The 15,172-nt window shown below is 42.5% G+C and carries 28 protein-coding genes; 5 read left to right on the top strand and 23 right to left on the bottom strand.

Annotated features, from left to right (window positions below):
- Nucleotides 1-26 precede the first annotated feature (26 nt).
- The 19 genes from L641_RS0119960 to L641_RS0119860 all read right to left on the bottom strand — a co-directional run bounded on the left by L641_RS0119960 (nt 27) and on the right by L641_RS0119860 (nt 9,035).
- Nucleotides 27-1,241: an SGNH/GDSL hydrolase family protein gene (locus tag L641_RS0119960; protein ID WP_024602920.1), complete on the bottom strand. Its 1,215-nt coding sequence runs from the start codon at nt 1,239-1,241 to the stop codon at nt 27-29.
- Nucleotides 1,234-1,527 carry an HP1 family phage holin gene (locus L641_RS22510; RefSeq protein WP_024602919.1) on the bottom strand — a complete coding sequence of 98 codons (294 nt, stop codon included), beginning with the start codon at nt 1,525-1,527 and terminating at the stop codon, nt 1,234-1,236. Before L641_RS22510 ends, L641_RS0119960 begins: the two co-directional genes overlap by 8 nt.
- Nucleotides 1,528-1,631: 104 nt before the next feature.
- Complete coding sequence (locus tag L641_RS0119945) at nt 1,632-2,135, bottom strand: hypothetical protein (protein ID WP_024602918.1); 504 nt, start codon at nt 2,133-2,135, stop codon at nt 1,632-1,634.
- The gene (locus tag L641_RS0119940; protein WP_024602917.1) at nt 2,116-2,601 is read right to left on the bottom strand and encodes a lysozyme; all 486 of its coding nucleotides are present in this window, start codon (nt 2,599-2,601) and stop codon (nt 2,116-2,118) included. Before L641_RS0119940 ends, L641_RS0119945 begins: the two co-directional genes overlap by 20 nt.
- A gap of 189 nt (nt 2,602-2,790) precedes the next feature.
- Complete coding sequence (locus tag L641_RS0119935; RefSeq protein WP_024602916.1) at nt 2,791-3,000, bottom strand: hypothetical protein; 210 nt, start codon at nt 2,998-3,000, stop codon at nt 2,791-2,793.
- The gene (locus tag L641_RS0119930) at nt 2,993-3,304 is read right to left on the bottom strand and encodes a hypothetical protein (protein WP_024602915.1); all 312 of its coding nucleotides are present in this window, start codon (nt 3,302-3,304) and stop codon (nt 2,993-2,995) included. The genes L641_RS0119935 and L641_RS0119930 overlap by 8 nt, the downstream gene beginning before the upstream one ends.
- A complete protein-coding gene (locus L641_RS0119925) occupies nt 3,301-3,624 on the bottom strand; it encodes a hypothetical protein (protein ID WP_024602914.1) in 324 nt (107 codons plus the stop codon). Before L641_RS0119925 ends, L641_RS0119930 begins: the two co-directional genes overlap by 4 nt.
- 1 nt (nt 3,625) lies before the next feature.
- Complete coding sequence (locus tag L641_RS0119920) at nt 3,626-4,225, bottom strand: hypothetical protein (RefSeq protein WP_139016082.1); 600 nt, start codon at nt 4,223-4,225, stop codon at nt 3,626-3,628.
- A gap of 132 nt (nt 4,226-4,357) precedes the next feature.
- Complete coding sequence (locus tag L641_RS0119915; protein ID WP_029750488.1) at nt 4,358-4,798, bottom strand: hypothetical protein; 441 nt, start codon at nt 4,796-4,798, stop codon at nt 4,358-4,360.
- Nucleotides 4,795-5,097 (bottom strand): DUF1364 domain-containing protein, encoded by a 303-nt coding sequence (locus L641_RS0119910; protein WP_024602911.1) that lies wholly within the window; start codon nt 5,095-5,097, stop codon nt 4,795-4,797. Before L641_RS0119910 ends, L641_RS0119915 begins: the two co-directional genes overlap by 4 nt.
- A complete protein-coding gene (locus L641_RS0119905; protein ID WP_024602910.1) occupies nt 5,084-5,536 on the bottom strand; it encodes a recombination protein NinB in 453 nt (150 codons plus the stop codon). Before L641_RS0119905 ends, L641_RS0119910 begins: the two co-directional genes overlap by 14 nt.
- Nucleotides 5,529-5,726 (bottom strand): hypothetical protein, encoded by a 198-nt coding sequence (locus L641_RS0119900; protein ID WP_024602909.1) that lies wholly within the window; start codon nt 5,724-5,726, stop codon nt 5,529-5,531. The genes L641_RS0119905 and L641_RS0119900 overlap by 8 nt, the downstream gene beginning before the upstream one ends.
- Nucleotides 5,723-6,148, bottom strand: coding sequence for a hypothetical protein (locus L641_RS0119895; protein WP_024602908.1), 426 nt, complete (start codon nt 6,146-6,148; stop codon nt 5,723-5,725). Before L641_RS0119895 ends, L641_RS0119900 begins: the two co-directional genes overlap by 4 nt.
- Nucleotides 6,145-6,318, bottom strand: coding sequence for a hypothetical protein (locus L641_RS23330; protein ID WP_158000854.1), 174 nt, complete (start codon nt 6,316-6,318; stop codon nt 6,145-6,147). Before L641_RS23330 ends, L641_RS0119895 begins: the two co-directional genes overlap by 4 nt.
- A complete protein-coding gene (locus L641_RS0119885; RefSeq protein WP_024602907.1) occupies nt 6,315-6,515 on the bottom strand; it encodes a hypothetical protein in 201 nt (66 codons plus the stop codon). Before L641_RS0119885 ends, L641_RS23330 begins: the two co-directional genes overlap by 4 nt.
- A gap of 273 nt (nt 6,516-6,788) precedes the next feature.
- Nucleotides 6,789-7,886, bottom strand: coding sequence for a hypothetical protein (locus tag L641_RS22675; RefSeq protein WP_024602905.1), 1,098 nt, complete (start codon nt 7,884-7,886; stop codon nt 6,789-6,791).
- A 59-nt stretch (nt 7,887-7,945) separates the two neighbouring features.
- A complete protein-coding gene (locus L641_RS0119870; RefSeq protein ID WP_024602904.1) occupies nt 7,946-8,161 on the bottom strand; it encodes a hypothetical protein in 216 nt (71 codons plus the stop codon).
- A 248-nt stretch (nt 8,162-8,409) separates the two neighbouring features.
- Nucleotides 8,410-8,823, bottom strand: coding sequence for a hypothetical protein (locus L641_RS23325; RefSeq protein ID WP_024602903.1), 414 nt, complete (start codon nt 8,821-8,823; stop codon nt 8,410-8,412).
- Between the two features lie 2 nt (nt 8,824-8,825).
- Nucleotides 8,826-9,035 carry a TraR/DksA C4-type zinc finger protein gene (locus tag L641_RS0119860; protein ID WP_024602902.1) on the bottom strand — a complete coding sequence of 70 codons (210 nt, stop codon included), beginning with the start codon at nt 9,033-9,035 and terminating at the stop codon, nt 8,826-8,828.
- Nucleotides 9,036-9,131: 96 nt separating this feature from the next.
- Here L641_RS0119860 and L641_RS0119855 point away from each other — a divergent pair, with 96 nt between their 5' ends.
- Entirely contained in the window at nt 9,132-9,380 is a 249-nt protein-coding gene (locus L641_RS0119855; protein ID WP_024602901.1) for a hypothetical protein, read from the top strand.
- Nucleotides 9,381-9,412: 32 nt separating this feature from the next.
- On the opposite strand, the gene L641_RS0119850 is transcribed toward L641_RS0119855, so the two are convergent.
- Genes L641_RS0119850 through L641_RS0119840 form a run of 3 tightly spaced genes read right to left on the bottom strand, consistent with a single transcriptional unit; the run spans nt 9,413 to nt 10,553 of the window.
- The gene (locus tag L641_RS0119850; protein WP_024602900.1) at nt 9,413-9,823 is read right to left on the bottom strand and encodes a hypothetical protein; all 411 of its coding nucleotides are present in this window, start codon (nt 9,821-9,823) and stop codon (nt 9,413-9,415) included.
- A complete protein-coding gene (locus L641_RS22670; RefSeq protein ID WP_158000853.1) occupies nt 9,823-10,308 on the bottom strand; it encodes a phage regulatory CII family protein in 486 nt (161 codons plus the stop codon). Before L641_RS22670 ends, L641_RS0119850 begins: the two co-directional genes overlap by 1 nt.
- A 41-nt stretch (nt 10,309-10,349) precedes the next feature.
- Nucleotides 10,350-10,553 carry a Cro/CI family transcriptional regulator gene (locus L641_RS0119840; protein ID WP_024602898.1) on the bottom strand — a complete coding sequence of 68 codons (204 nt, stop codon included), beginning with the start codon at nt 10,551-10,553 and terminating at the stop codon, nt 10,350-10,352.
- A gap of 125 nt (nt 10,554-10,678) precedes the next feature.
- On the opposite strand from L641_RS0119840, the gene L641_RS0119835 reads away from it, so the two are divergent.
- A complete protein-coding gene (locus tag L641_RS0119835) occupies nt 10,679-11,398 on the top strand; it encodes a S24 family peptidase (protein ID WP_024602897.1) in 720 nt (239 codons plus the stop codon).
- 35 nt (nt 11,399-11,433) lie between these two features.
- Here the strand turns inward: L641_RS0119835 and L641_RS0119830 are convergent, their stop codons facing one another.
- Nucleotides 11,434-12,243: a hypothetical protein gene (locus tag L641_RS0119830; RefSeq protein ID WP_024602896.1), complete on the bottom strand. Its 810-nt coding sequence runs from the start codon at nt 12,241-12,243 to the stop codon at nt 11,434-11,436.
- 157 nt (nt 12,244-12,400) lie between these two features.
- On the opposite strand from L641_RS0119830, the gene L641_RS0119825 reads away from it, so the two are divergent.
- From L641_RS0119825 to L641_RS0119815, 3 genes are read left to right on the top strand one after another with little or no spacing between them, the layout of a single operon-like run.
- Nucleotides 12,401-12,697: a hypothetical protein gene (locus tag L641_RS0119825; protein WP_024602895.1), complete on the top strand. Its 297-nt coding sequence runs from the start codon at nt 12,401-12,403 to the stop codon at nt 12,695-12,697.
- Nucleotides 12,698-12,729: 32 nt separating this feature from the next.
- Nucleotides 12,730-13,467 (top strand): recombinase RecT, encoded by a 738-nt coding sequence (locus L641_RS0119820; RefSeq protein ID WP_024602894.1) that lies wholly within the window; start codon nt 12,730-12,732, stop codon nt 13,465-13,467.
- A complete protein-coding gene (locus L641_RS0119815) occupies nt 13,467-15,170 on the top strand; it encodes a YqaJ viral recombinase family protein (RefSeq protein ID WP_024602893.1) in 1,704 nt (567 codons plus the stop codon). The genes L641_RS0119820 and L641_RS0119815 overlap by 1 nt, the downstream gene beginning before the upstream one ends.
- The last annotated feature ends 2 nt before the right edge of the window (nt 15,171-15,172 follow it).

Genomic DNA, 15,172 nt, shown 5'->3' with positions numbered 1-15,172 from the left:
CCGCAAATTAATGCGGTGGTTTTTGTTTATGCTGTTCTGGTTATTCTTGTTATGCCTATATAAGCAAAACCAGTACCACCAGTAGGGCTTGATGTAATACCTGTCGCAATCAAGTCAGAGCCTAGAACGCCCGTAAACTCTACTATTTCAGCCGGTGATGCTGTAACGTTTATAACTTTGGTTACGCCACCCACTACAATGTCGTTATTTCTTGTGTCTGTGGCATTTCTAGATGCAGTTAATCCAACCGTGTAAGTAGATGTTGGGTTAAGGGTAGCAGCGCTTAAGTCTACAGTTATTGTTCCGTCTTGCTTATATACATAACTTAACAAGCCACTGTTGTTTGTTAATGATATACTATCGTCTGTAGGGTCATTAACATTACCTCTTCCTAGCTCATCACTATGCCCGCCTGAACCTAACAGCGTTACCTCAGCACCTTCTACTACAGTCAAATCTACATTTTTAATATTAGATTTAGTTGAATCTATAGAAAACTCATTACTACCATCAGGGTATACATTAATTAAACCAAACTGCAAAACTACATCATTCCACCCTACAGGCTGAGGTATAGGTCCTAAGTTAGAAAACCTCTCAAAGGTGTTGTCAACTATGTAATTTCTAGTCATATCCTCACCAGTTGAGTTAGGGTGTATCCCGTCAACTTCAAACCAAGTGCCTTGATTGTCAAACGTTAAGCTGTACATATCTAGTGCTACATCTGCAAACTCAGCTATTAGAGGGTTGATTACATTTTCGTTATAAAGCTCACTTGGGTTGCTTGCTGGCGGTATGCGATAAGTTATGGTTGATAATGCAATCTTAAACCCTGCATCTTTTAAATCTTGAAGCATAGACCGCATATTTTCTTCCATAGTAGTCGCGCCACCCGGATAAGGGCCAGACTGACTTTGGTCATTACCACCCCCGTGAATTACAACTAGCGTCCTAGATGCGTTGGGTTGGAACTCAGAAATTATTGCAGGCAGCCTTGACTTCATTACCGTGGTGTTATCACCAGAGGTCGCCCTCTCGTGTACATTCACTGTAGCGCCCTTGGTGGCATATAAATTACTAGTTACTTGCTGATTTGCACCGCTAAATGATTGCTCCATTATTGAAGCACCGAAGATAACAACATCGTCAACTGGGAATGTAACAGGTTGTGGCTCATCAGCTGTTTTGCGCTTTAAAAACCCAGCTTGCTCTAATATTGGCGCATATACGATTTTAGGCATTGTTGCTTACTTCTTTATCGTCGTTAGCTGATGGCTGCTGTTCAATCATTTCTAAGCTATCTTGCTTTAATAGCTCGGCCATTCTTGCTTTATGAAACTCAGCATCTTCTTGGCGCTTTTGTAGCTCAAGTAAATGGCGTTTAACTTGGTATCGCCAGTTCACAAAAAACGTAATAGCAGTAAAAATAATACCGAGTATTAGCGCTATTTCATTTAGCGAAAAAAGCCCACCGGCGGCAGTGCCAATACTTGCGGTATAACTTGCTACTGTTACTGGTTTATCCATTGTCAATAATCCATTGTTTGATGCGTTCAATGCCTTTGTTGCATTCATCTATGTTTTGCTCTAACTGGCGGGCGTAATTTAATAAGCTAGCCGAATCGGTCATGTTAAAATTTGATTCCACTTCGCATTGCTTGATTATTTGTAAGGGCGGTGTCACGTACTTGTACTGCGTTTGCACTACTGTTCTCGTCACAACTTTTGTTGCTGGCGTACTTGAGCAAGCTGATAGCATCGCAAGGAATAGCGCTATTAGCCCAATCTTTAACGGCTTTATCATTTGACGACCTTAATTTTGCAATTTGAGTTTGCGCGAAGTGGAACTGTTTGTTTAATTTGGCAATTTCAGCGCTGTGCTGTGCGTTAATTTTGGCAAGTGATTCACGCTCTTTCATTAGCTTGACGTTTGCTTGCTCTGATAATTTAACGCTTTGTGTTAGATATTCAGCTTGGATGGATGCGTTCTCTATTGCTAAATCCTTTTGCTCAATAGTTTGCTTGGCTGTTTTAAGTTCAGCTTTAATGCTGCTTGCTGAATAAGTCAGTGCCGCTATTGCAATTAACAGCCCTACTATAATCAGTCGCTCAACACTACCAAGTAGCTTTAGCATTGCTAACACCTTTTAAGCACATTTGACGCTCTTGCTCTCTGCGTTTTACAAGCCCCGTAAGCTTGCGCCCTTTGGCATAAACCCAGCGTGATAATTCATCACAAGCAAGATTGCGCTGATTTTCGTTTAAATAACGTAGTAATGAGCTGCGGCGAAAGTTACCCGCGCCCACGTTATAAATAAAAGAAAGGTAAGCCATATGCTCACCCTGAGAAAGTGGAACGTTAACCGCACTCATTAGCTGCTTGTTATGCTCTGCTAGGTCTTGGGCTAGCAGGTTTAAGCATTCATCTTCTGTGTAGCGTTTACCTGCTTGCGCTGTTTTTGTGTGGCCGTAGCACGTTGTTTCAATACCAACGGGATCAACATAGCCGGTTAACTCTTTACCCTCAAAGTTAGCAACCGTAACACCAACCGCAGCAAGAACACCTGATAAGCCAAGTGCGATTAAACTTTTAGCTTTCATAACACCCACCATCTAAATTTGTTTCGCGCATAAAAAAGCCCAGCGGTTAGGCTGGGCTTACTAAGGAGTAAAATGACTAATAAAACCTTACTTTTGTGCGCATACGAAAAAGCCCGCAGTTAAGCGGGCTTTTCTAGCTAGGCGTAAAATACCTAGCTTGGTGAAATAGTAGCAATAAGTGGTCGAAAGTCAAGATTCAACTTTATCTATATTGGCTAGTTTATATTCAAGGCTGCTTATTTGGCTATTCTTCGCGTAAAGCTCGCCCTGGTAAGTTGTAATTGTTTCTTGTAGCAGTTCAATATAATCAACTACTGCGCTATCTAATTCACCCAACTCAAGCATTGCCATTACTTTTGCTTCGGTTGCTTCAATCTCTTTTTTAGTTTTATCAGTCATTGCCTGCTCCCATAACTTTAAAGTCATCATCTGTCATTTGCATTGCTAACTGCCTAGCAACTTGCTCGTGTACGCTTAATTCATCCAAGATAACAGCTTTCCTTTCCTTTTCGCTTATATCGCGCATTAAGCTAGGCGGAATAACCAGCCTTTGAGTAAAGCTCTTGCCTCTACGGTTAATTATTTCATTTAGAGCTTGCGGCCCAGCCTCTGCATTGCCAATAGTATCTTTCAAGTAATCAGGCTTGGCCTGCTCATGGTATGAGAACAAAGCACCGATTATGCTGAGTTTGAATAGTTTCATAGTCCGGTCATCCTTATGAAATGCTTGATTTCTTCCCTGGCAAGATTTTTTGCGCACTTAGCAATATTGTTTTCTATCTCTTTGTGAAAATCAAGCACCGCTTCTTTCGTGTTTAAATCAGCGGGAAGTTTAACCTTATTGGTGTAAGTCCCTAAATCAATCGTCATGGAGTCGGTCCCCATGTGAATTATATATCCATACCTACAATGAAAAGTGTCCACCCCATTTTCAGGACTGAACCCCATTGAAATAATAGACTCTTCCAGCCTTGTTATTTTATCTATAACAATGTGGTTGCCATTGATGCTTACCGTTGCCATATCAGCCCACTTCCCTATATTCGTTTTCGCTTTCAATCTTGCGTAATATGTCTTTAGCATATGCAGCGGCGTCGCCCGCTTCTGTGTGCAGCGTATCAACAGTGCCCATGTAAATATCGTACCACTTGCGTTTAAATGTGTCTCTGCTAAAGCCTTTACCCAACGGTAGTGCCTGCAGCACCATTCGGTGCAACTCGCGCCCGCTTGGTACAAACGAACCTACCCCATGGCACTTAGAGCATTCAATCATTCCTTGCCCCGCTTTCATGAATAAACCTGTACCTTTGCATCGTGAACAAGCAGGACTATCGCACACTTCAATTACGGCAACTGTAGCAAGCGCCTGTGATATAAACTCATCATAGCCCTGACTTATTAACGAACGCATTAACGCGTCTTGCAATAAAGCCTTTGCTGATTCGTCCATCGCTATTTGCGCATCAAGTACCGCGTTACCAATTGGGTGCTTGTGCTGTACTTGGCCTAGTATGGCTAATATCTCTTCTTTGGTGATTGCGTTAGCGCTGCGCGTAAGCATTGCAGGATCGCAATTTATTGTTCTTGGTACTTGTCTGCTGTAAAGCAATTGTATTGACATCATCGGTATGCGCCCCATGTGTAAGAAAATGTTTACAAAACGGGTAAAGTACACAATTTTTAACATTTCCAATTGTAATAACTTTCCCGCCCACTTCGCTAATTAGTTTTATTAGCCTTTTAAATCAGTTATTTATCACCCATAAAGCGCCACCAATGCGGCATCGCGCTTATCTTCGTTGCTTCGCCCTTGCCAGCCGGTTAACTTGTTAAAGTAAACAGCATTATTTTTAGCTTGGCGTTTAACAGGGCCCTTAAGTGGTTTTACTAACTTCACTTTATAGCCTTGGCTTTCTAGCACTTGCTGAATGAGTGAGCCGGTGGCTTTGCACTTCCCTACGTCCTGACAAATCTTTTCACGTATAGAGCGCTTGTTTTTAGCTTTTGCACCAAATAGCGGCTTTATAGCGCTTGGGTTCTCAAGCTTAATTAAAATACTTTGCTTATCACCTGCGGCGGCTATGTACTCAAACAAATCTACAAAGCCTAATGACTCTAAATGAATAATCGTTTCATTTTGGGTAACTGCTATGCCGCTTTTAACAAAGTCGGGATCAATACCAATGGTTATTTTCATTTAGCCACCTGTATCAATTCTTGCTCTAGTAAAAGCTTTTGCGTTCTAACCATGCCCTCATAGGCATAAACCATCACTTCGTTTGCGCTTCCTTGGCGTACTCGTCTATCAATTACATCGTGACAAGCAGAGCATGCGTAAGTGGCATGTATATCGTCACACTTCTGGCCCATACCCGAACCTTTACCAACATGGGCAAGTATTACGGTTTCAGAGTTATGGTTGCATACACTTGGTATGCGCACTTGGCAGTTTTGACCGCGAGCGCTGTTACGTATTTTTTTACTAATGAGCGACATTGTTTGACTCCCCGTAAATGGCTAAGTGATATAAGTCCTCTGGTTGAGGTAGCATGAGCTCTAAATACTCAGCGCAATACTGCTCCATCCAATTTAGGTATTCGCAAAACTCCTTAGTGTTTAGTTTGCGTGTGCGCTTGCGTACGATGATTGGTTCTTCGTTACCGGCTTGAATGACTTTCACGCCAAACTTTTTCCGAACAAATACTTCGTGCACATCTTCCGAGCTGTTTTCTTGACCAAAGTGATCACGAAAATGATTAGCTATTTCTTGGTTCCACATCCAAAGCAATCTATTTTGAGCTAATGAGCGTTTAGCCTTGTGTTCTTTAAACTCAATAACCACGTTCTTGCCTTGGCGTAACAAGTCTCTTACTGCTTGGCCTATCTGCGGCATGAAGTATTGGACATTAGTAGCGGTTAGCACTTTCTTACTCATCGTCGTTACTCGCTATCTCAACAAAGCACTGGCCATTAATATCTATGGATGCACTTTGCTTTGTGCTTATCACTCTTGAGCAAGCAATAAAGCCTAATTTATTGCCATTCTGGTTTATCTTCTTTCTGTAGCGCTGGCCTGTTCTGACTAGAATAAATTCAGTACCTGGCTTAAGTTCGTTTAGCTTCATGACGCCACCTTTGCCCTGTATGTTTTTTCAAGCTCAGCGTTAAGCGAATAGCCTTGGTTAGCTGGCACTTTGTTTGATGTAAAGTTACCGGGGTTCGCTTTAATGTTTTGCATGCGGTTAGCCGCTTGGCGGTTTTGGCTATGTGAATTATTGCGCTGTGCGTGTTTGTTCTTAGCCGCTTCTTTTTGGTCCTTAATGTACTGCGGCACACTATCAACACCATGGGCTTTAGCGTGCCTTGCCATAGCGCGGTTAGCTTCTGCTGTTGCAAAGCCAATCTGTTTTGGTGTTGGGTTACTTATCCCCTCAAGCGCTGCCGCCTTAGCTGCTTTTGCGTCAACCAATGCCGCTTGGTAATCGCTACCTAAAATCTGCTTAAGCGCACGAATAAACTCTTTTTGGTCTTGCTCGTATGATTTCATTCCGCACCCTCCGCAATTGTCGTTGTTGGGAATACGTACTCAGCACCACACTCAATATCTCTACAGTAGATTAAATCGTTATCCCAGCCACCACCGTATAGCGCAATAGTGTCACAGCCACATACTTCGCATTTAATTTGACGCTCTGCGATTTCTTTAAATAGAGTCATAGTCCCTCCCTTGTGCCGTATGTGCAGTAGTCTTTACCGCGAGCAGTTACTAAAACCATGCCTTTTTCTTTGCACACGTTTTCACGCGCCTCATCAAGCTGCTGCGCACATGAGCCAATATACAAAAACACATATATCGCTAAAGCAACGGCTAAAAAACCCTTTAAAACAACTGTAATTTTTTTGTATTTGTTCACTTTAAAGCCCTCCGCTTTAGTTGCTCACGCAAAGCTGTAAGTTTTTGTTCTGTGCCTTCGCTGCGCGGGCCTTTTGCAAGCTGCGGCAACAAAAAATCACGATTAATCTCTTTGTGTGCTGCATGCTGCTTAGGCTTTTGACAAAGCGACAAAAGCTTAGGGATTGACGGTGGATGCTCTGCCCCACTCTCAAGCAATTTAATGCTCGCGGCGGCAACATCATCGGGGCTTTTAAACTTTTCAGTGAGCAAGCCAAGCAAATATTTAAAATCATCACTCCCCAGTCCCCCATGTTCCCGCGTCCACCGGCCCGTAAACATTTGGTCCAGACGAGTCCACAGGGCTACTACCGCTTTCTCTAGGTCCGGCGAGTCCGCGTGATTCCAAGTACGCTTGTGCGTCTGCGTATCGGGTATTAGGATTCGACCGCAATTGTCGATGTGATTGGCTTGTAAGATTGTGCTGACTGCTTTCATGGTTTGCCCCCGTTGTGTATTCATCGTTCCAGCGCTCTTGATTCAAAAAAGTGGCCGGCATCGGGATAAATTGCCCGCTGTCTTTGGTCCACTGCGGATCGTCAAGTTTGCGTTTTTCAACATGGCTAATGATTTCGCCAACCAAGGTTTTAAATTCATCAGGCTTGGTTTTGAATTTTGCTGCGATTTTTTCAAACGCCTTGCGACCAGTGGGTTTTGATTTTTTGCTTGGGTACGATTTCCAAAACGCATCAAACAACGCAGTCACCCCCTGGGGGGTAAGGGGGGTTATTAGATCTTTATTATTAATATCATTCTTATTTAGTGATTCACTTCGTGTTTCATTGCGTGATTCACTTCGTGTTTCACAACTAGCTGCAACGCCTTTTATACCAAGGCTTTCACGTGTTTCACTTCGTGCTTCATTACGTGTTTCACTTCGTGTTTCACTTTTTTGGTTAAATTTTGAGTAGTTTGGTAGGCTAATTACAGTGCATTGCGTCACTGTTCTGCCTATAGATTTACGTGTTAAAAAACCATCTTTTTCAAGTTTTTCTAGCGCTCTGTTTGTAGCTGTTGCTGCTGAGCTTTCTGTTTTATATAGCGAGTTTATAGCCGCTTTTGCTGCCAGCTCTCTCACAGTCGTTACAAACTGCCCAGCGCTTAATTTAAGCCTGTTACTGCGGTACTCAATACTTAGCGCCTTAAACGCCGCGTTACGTATTAAATACTGCGCTATAAGCATGCACACGCCGTCATTACTCCACGGTTGCTGGTCAATGCTTCTGTACGTACTAGCAAAGCCGCCTTTTTCACTCATAAGCTGCCGCCGTTCTTTTTCGTTAAGTCCTCCCTGTTTATCAGGGAACTTGTAAACTTCTGCTAAATTAGCCATAATTACCTCGATGAATTGAAACCCGCTATCGTGCCTCCTAAGCTGATGCGGGTTTTGTTTTATCTGCGGTCTACACCTGTAGGCCGCGCTTTAATTTTCTTATCTTCTTTTAATCGCCTGCGCCCTTTAATAAAGCTGCCTAAAAAGCCAGCTACAAAAGCAACGCACGCTAATATGCTTAACAAGTCTGAAAGAGCGTTTTTTTCACTAACAAGTAAACTCGCCAGCATTAACAGCAAGCCAATATTTAAACCGTGCCAAAAAATAAATCGCATACTCACACCTATCATTTGTAAGTTGCCCCCTCGTTGTTTTAAGCTGCAAGTGCGAATCACAACACAACAAAGGGGCAAACATGCCTTACTCATACACCTGTATCGTCTGTCAAAAGACCAAACATGATCACCCAACACTCAGGCTTAAACCTTTGCACCGCTATGGCGCCGACATATGCAGCGCATGTAGCGAAGCAAACCACGACGGCCTACGCCGTGAAATGCAAGAACGCCTAACGCAATCCTGCCTAAATGAAAAACTGCCACCGCCCAAACTTAACGAAGAGGGTGTATTCCCCATCATTTAATAAATTATTAGTCGCGGTTAACCCCAGCTCGCCTGCTCGGTAAGTGTCAAAGTGTGCCGAAATATAAAAGCGCAAAAAATAAAGGCTAAGCATGCTTTGCGCTCTTAATCCCCTTTGCACATAACCGCCCGTTTGTGTGCTGCGTTTAATCGCGCGAATAGTTGAGACTGAATTTTCACCTTTAGTCCAAAACAGCGTTGGTAACTTATAAAGCTTGCGATTACTTGCGCGCTTGCCGAAGCCAAAAAATACATTCGTATTAAACTTCCCGCGTCTTGCGTTATTAGTTCCGTTTAACTGAAACGAAAACCAATCGCATGAAAAAGCAAATAATGTATTTTGGTTAAGCTCCATACTCACCGCCTAAACTGCTTTCGTTTGATTTCTTGCATTTCTGCACAACCAATACATAAATTGGTATTCACTGCCTTTCGGCGTTCTTCTGGTATTTCGTTACCGCATTCAATACATTCATCAGTTGCAACAACCTCAGTTTGTTTTAAATTGGCAATTTGCCGCGCTTGTTCGCGGTCTATTTCTATTTGTGCGTTATCTGCTGCATCCATAAATAAAACCTAAAATTAAAACTGATTAAAAAGCGCCCTTTTGTCTGCTAGCATGCAAGTGCGAATTACTAAACCAACAAACAAAAGGACAACAACATGGAACTAGAAACTTTCTATAACGATGCCGTCGCTGTACTTAACTCTCTTGAAAAAGACTTTCCCAAACCATTCAAGCCTGAGGAAAAACCAGACGTCGATTTTCATAAAGGGCTACTGATTTTTTTAGAATCAGAAGGGCTTATAAAACAACACACCGATGGCTGGTATACACTCACAGCAAAGTCGCTAGCATTATTTGGTATTGACCTTGAGAAAGACTTAAAAGAAGCCCTTTCAAGCAAATAAAACAACAAATAACACCCACGGCCTTAAGCACTTTAAGGCCGATATTTAACTAAAACATCATGGCGAAAAGCGTCCCGTAACGTCTTGCACGCTTTGCTATTACCCGCTTCTGTTCTTATTCCCTCAAAACCATACCTTTGCATCACAGCGTCAATTTCTGCTCTAGCATTCGTTACTCGGCTTAAATATTCAGCATCAAAATCAGGCATGGTTAGTACTGCTGGGTTGTAGCGGTGAAGCGCTTCGCGTTCTTCACTCAACGACAAAATCTGTTGCGCATCAGCAACAGGGCAAACCTCAACACCATTGCAATAAAACCCGTCTTCTTCTTTATCGCCAGCTAAGGCCTTTATAAAAACGCCTGCACAAGCACGCCCATCAAGCGAAAACTTATAAAACTTGCCATCAACAAGGTCTTTAATATCTAAGTATTTATCACTCATCACGCCACCTTTAAGCTCTCGGCGCGACCTGGCAGTTTGCGTCCTACCATTTCGCGTAATTCAGCGACAATTTGTAAAGTGCTAGTGATAGACTCAAGAGCTGTCTTTTCAATAATCGTAAAGTCAGTCTCGGTAATATGGTTATGCTCTAGCGCTACTCGCATTGATTTAGCCAGCTCGCCTTGAGACTCCATCAAAGACAGGTTTAATACTGTTAATTCTTCTCTGGTAAGGTTTGCATCTGGCAGATCAAATAGAACTTTCCCGGCATGCAAGGCCATTGCGTTTAATATTCTAAAGTCTTGCGTGATCAGCTGTATTGCTTCTGCTTCGATCAATCCAAGCATGTGAGAATCAACATTTTGATTAAGCTTGTTGCTCAGCGTTGTTGCTGACTTTCCCATTTGTCTAGCAATATCAGATATATTGTAATCACGAGTAAAACTTGCTGCGGCTTCTGATACACAGCGATAAGCTACGGGCAAGTTTCTCGTACTCTTTTTAGATAAAAGCATCTATAGTTCTCCTATGCTGCTGATTTGGGTTGAGAGTTCGAATCGTAAAGAGATAAATCAACTTTAAGATCGCAACCGTCAAGACTTTGGATTTGGTAAGCCCTTAAAAGCGGGATAACTTTTCCCCACTTACCTACTGCGTTATGACTAATGCCGAGCACTCTGGCGACCTCGCTTTGGTTACCAAAGTGCTTTATGACTGCGGTTTTATGCATTTCAGCACCTTTATTTTTGGAACTTTAGTAACCAATAGTAACCGTAGTTCCATATTAGATCAAGTTAAAATGGAACTATAGAAACGATGACTTATAAGGCCCAACAATGTAACCTAGGTTCCATTATGCAAAATGAACGTATTAGAACGCTGCGCAAAGCAGCCAAGTTGAGTCAGCAAAGCCTAGGTGATGCGTGCGGTGTAGACCGCGCTGCGGTTACTAAGTGGGAGCGAGATCCAACAGTAAAAATAAATGGGGATAGCCTTTTAAAGCTATCTAAAGCGGTAGATTGCACGCCTGAGTATATTCTTTACGGTGAAAAAGTCGGTGTTCCATACAAAAGAACAGAAAAGCTAACATCTAACGTTGCTGAGCTTGGCGTTATTTATGAGTGGTCAGGCAGTACGGATCTTGAAGATGACGAGGTAGAAGTGCCATTTTACAAGGAAGTTGAGTTAGCGGCCGGTGCTGGTTCGTTGGTTAAAAAAGAGGACTCAGGATTTAAACTGCGCTTCGCCAAATCAACATTAAAACGCTATAACGTAGATGCAGCGTGTGCAGCATGTGTTACTGTTAGTGGTGATAGTATGGAGCCTGTTTTACCAGACAAAGCAACCGTAGGAATAAACACAGCCAACACCAGGATTAAAGATGGCTCAATGTACGCCATTGATCATGACGGCTTTTTAAGAGTTAAAGTTGTTCATAGATTACCATCAGGTGGAATAAGACTTAGAAGCTTTAACCGAGATGAGTACCCGGATGAAGATTACGACAGTGAGCAGTCTAAAGATATTAAAGTTTTAGGCTCAGTGTTTTGGTACTCTGTAATGGTTCAGCAATAATTAAAGCTGGCATAACAAGCCAGCTTTAAACTAAATTAAAAACTACTATCGACAATTGAATAGTTAACCTCGTAAACCTCACTATTACTTTCCTTTCTCACATACTCAGCCTTTACAACCCCAACATCTGGATGAATCCAGTAAGTACCAACAATGCTTTTGCTTAAAGTAGGAAAATATAAATCTTCTCTTAAATAAGTTATTTTTAAAGGGTATGTTTCAAAAGTTCCCAATTGCGTATCAACAATTACAGTATCGCCCATCTGTAGCGTGTGGGTAACTGCATATTCTTTATCAAATCTCCCAGAGAACCAAGAGCCCTCAAAGCCAGTTTGAGTGTACACATCTGATTTAAAATACTCGCCAGGCATCGTCAGTAAACCGATGCAATTGTCATTAACCTCATATCTAGCGCAATTATATTCAGACGTATCGCTGTTATATATAGTGTAGATTTCAGCGCTTTCAGTTTGTATTACATGGTACTTATCTGTAACAACGTCGCCTGACTCTAATGTAACCAACTGTGTAATTAAAAAATCTTTCCCTGAATCAATATTAAAAGGCTCAATAGGGTTTTGATATTGAGTTAATACAGTTGCGCTTTGATCAAAGCCAACGTAAGTATCGCTCTCTCTAAGCTTAACGCGGCCATCGTACTGAATGTAATCTCCCGCAGAGTATTTAACCAATGAAGAGTTGTTAATTGGATAGTCAACAGAGCTTACAGGCGGCGGATTAACAATAACACCACCACTCCCAGAACCGGAGTCACTGCCACCACCTCCACACCCAGCAGCAAGCGTAGCCGTTGCAACCATAACCCCTAAAAATTTTATTTTCATCGCGTTAAATCCCTCTATATCAATGATTATCAAGCTCTAAGAAGATATTAACCCTCAATTAATAAAAAATAAATGTAACTTTAGTTCCATTTATACTTGACGCATTTTGGAACTTTGGTTACATTGTAAAGCATCAAATGAAACTAGGGTTACAAAAATGGATATTAAAGCAAATACATTCCCCGCTTTATCGCTTGATGCGAAAACGCTCATTGAAGCCTTGGCGGTTGAGTCATTTAATTTTCGCCATAGCGTGCATGTAAATGTGGTTACTACAGCAACCGACCCATCAATTTGCGTATTTATTTACGTCAATGGCAGGTGCGAAAAATCAATAACTGTTTTTTTAACAGATGCCGACGCAGTTGAGCAGCTAGAAGCGGCATACAACACAGTGCGCAACTTTAAAAAACAAGGCGCACTACCCCAATCAAACCTTAAGTTAGCAGGTTAAGAATCTAAAAAACCATCAATCGGAGTTGAATTATGAGTAAAGCATTAACGCAGTTAGCAACTCGCTTATCAATGGATGAGCAAGAAGTTGAAAACGTAATATTAAACACGGTTATGCCTTCTGGAAAGCCAGTAACGCGAGAGCAATTTGCATCGTTCATTGCGGTGGCTAACGAATATAGCCTTAACCCACTTGTTAAAGAAATTTACGCCTTTCCAGCTAAAGGAGGAGGGATACAGCCAATTGTTTCTATAGATGGTTGGTTGCGCATCATAAATAGCCATCACGATTTTGACGGCATGGTGTTTAACGACATTAGAGACGGCGCAAATCTTATTGCTGTTACGTGCCGCATATTTAAAAAGAATTGCCAGCACCCTATTGAGGTGACCGAGTACATGGAAGAGTGCAAACGCACTACCGATACTTGGAAACAGTGGCCTGCCCGCATGCTGCGCCATAAAGCAACCATTCAAGCGGGCCGTTATGCGTTTGGCATTTCAGGAATTATTGATCCAGATGAAGCTGAGCGCTTTAAAGACTCCGGCGCAATCGTGACTGAAAAAGAAGTAAACCCAGCCAATAAGCCAGCGCAACTAGATTACTACCCTAGCGAGCATTTTAACGCGAACTTTCCTAAGTGGGCGCAAGCCATTGAGTCAGGAAAAATGAGCGCAGATCAAGTTATTGGAAAAGTTCAATCGAAAGCAAAGCTAACCGAAGATCAAATAAACACAATTCACTCAGTACAAGTAAAAGGAGCAGCATAATGAGAATTTTAAACTTAGTACAAGGTTCAGCAGAGTGGCATAAAGTGCGCAGTGCACATTTTACGGCAAGCGAAGCGACCGCAATGCTTGGCCTTAGTAAGTACAAAAGCCGCAACCAATTGTTAAAAGAAAAGGCCACCGGTGAAGTGCCAGAAGTGACAGCACAGCAGGAAAAGATCTTTTCAGCGGGCCATGAGTATGAAGCAATGGCACGCCCTATCGCTGAACGCGTTGTTAATGATGAGCTTTTCCCGGCAACTGGCACGCAAGAAGTTGACGGCCTGCCACTCTTAGCATCATTCGATGGCATTACCATGCTTGAGGATCAGGCATGGGAACATAAAACGCTTAATAAACTGTTAAGCGATGCAATACCTAACAATGAAATGCCAGATGAATACTGGCCGCAGCTTGAGCATCAGCTATTGGTATCAGGTGCAGAGCGCACTTTATTTATGGCTTCTCAAGGCACAGAAGAAACAGCGTTGCATTGCTGGTATGAGTCAGTGCCTGAGCGCCGCGAAAAAGTAATTGCTGGGTGGCATCAATTTGCAAATGATTTAAGCAACTACGTTGAAGAAGAGGAAAAGCAAAAGGTTGAAGCGCAACCAATACGCGACCTACCTGCAATCGCTTATAAAATGGATGGGCTAACACTTACCAGTAACCTAAGTGAATACAAAGCAGCAGCAGAAGACTTAGTTGAGAAGTCAAAGAAGCGATTAGAGTCTGATCAGGACTTTGCTGACGCTGAAAGCATGGTCAAAGTATTTAAAAGCGCTGAAACAAAGCTAGAAGCCATGGCGGGAGTTGTACTTGGTGAAGTTCAAGACATTGACGCATTCGTTAAAGATTTAAACTTTATAAAAGAGCAATTGCGCCAGGCTCGATTAGCAACCGAAAAGCAAGTAAAAAGCCGCAAAGAAGAAATAAAAAACGATGCGATTATTAACGGTTCTGTATCTTTAGCATCACACATCAATGAGCTTAACGCAGAGCTTGCGCCGTTCAAACTGCCACCATCAACACTTGACCTTAAAAGCGAAATAAAAGGCAAGCGCACGCTAGAGTCAATCAGCAACGCCATAGATACAGCGGTAGCCAATGAAAAAATAAACCTTTCATCTACCGCTCAGCACATGCGAATGAATATAAGCACGCTTAATGAGCTTGCGCATAATTATCAGTTTTTATTTAACGATATACAGCAACACTTGCTTGCAGATAAAGAGCAGTTTACGCACCTAATAAATGGCCGTATAGCCCAATACGAACAAGAGCAGGCAGAGCTCGAGCAACAACGCCAAGCTAACGCACAAGCCGAAATTGATGCACAGCAACAAGCAGCGCAAGCCGATTTAAACGCGCAGCGCAACGCAGAGCATCAAGCAATTGAAGCAGAGCAATCAAGCTCACTCCCTCTTGAGCAGCAAGAGCATGAAGCATTAACCGAAGTTAACCGCATGCTAGGACAAAACGAACCGCTATTAGGTGAGTCGTTCAAGTCGCCAGTGTTTGAAAGCACAAGCGCCCCAACCGATTACACACCACTTGATGTATGGCCAAGCGATGCAGACCGCGCAGAAAACGAAGAGCTAGGCCGTATCTGCGACCAACTTGATTTAGCTGAATGTCATATCGAAGCGCAGGACGTTCGCATAAAAGATTTAGAGCAACGCTTAAACAAAGCTCACGCAGCTTAATT

The organism is Pseudoalteromonas sp. TB41 (assembly GCF_000497975.1).
GTDB classification, from domain to species: Bacteria; Pseudomonadota; Gammaproteobacteria; order Enterobacterales; family Alteromonadaceae; genus Pseudoalteromonas; species Pseudoalteromonas tetraodonis.
The sequence above is the reverse complement of the archived record's forward strand: the minus strand, read 5'-3'. Positions and strand labels throughout refer to the sequence as shown.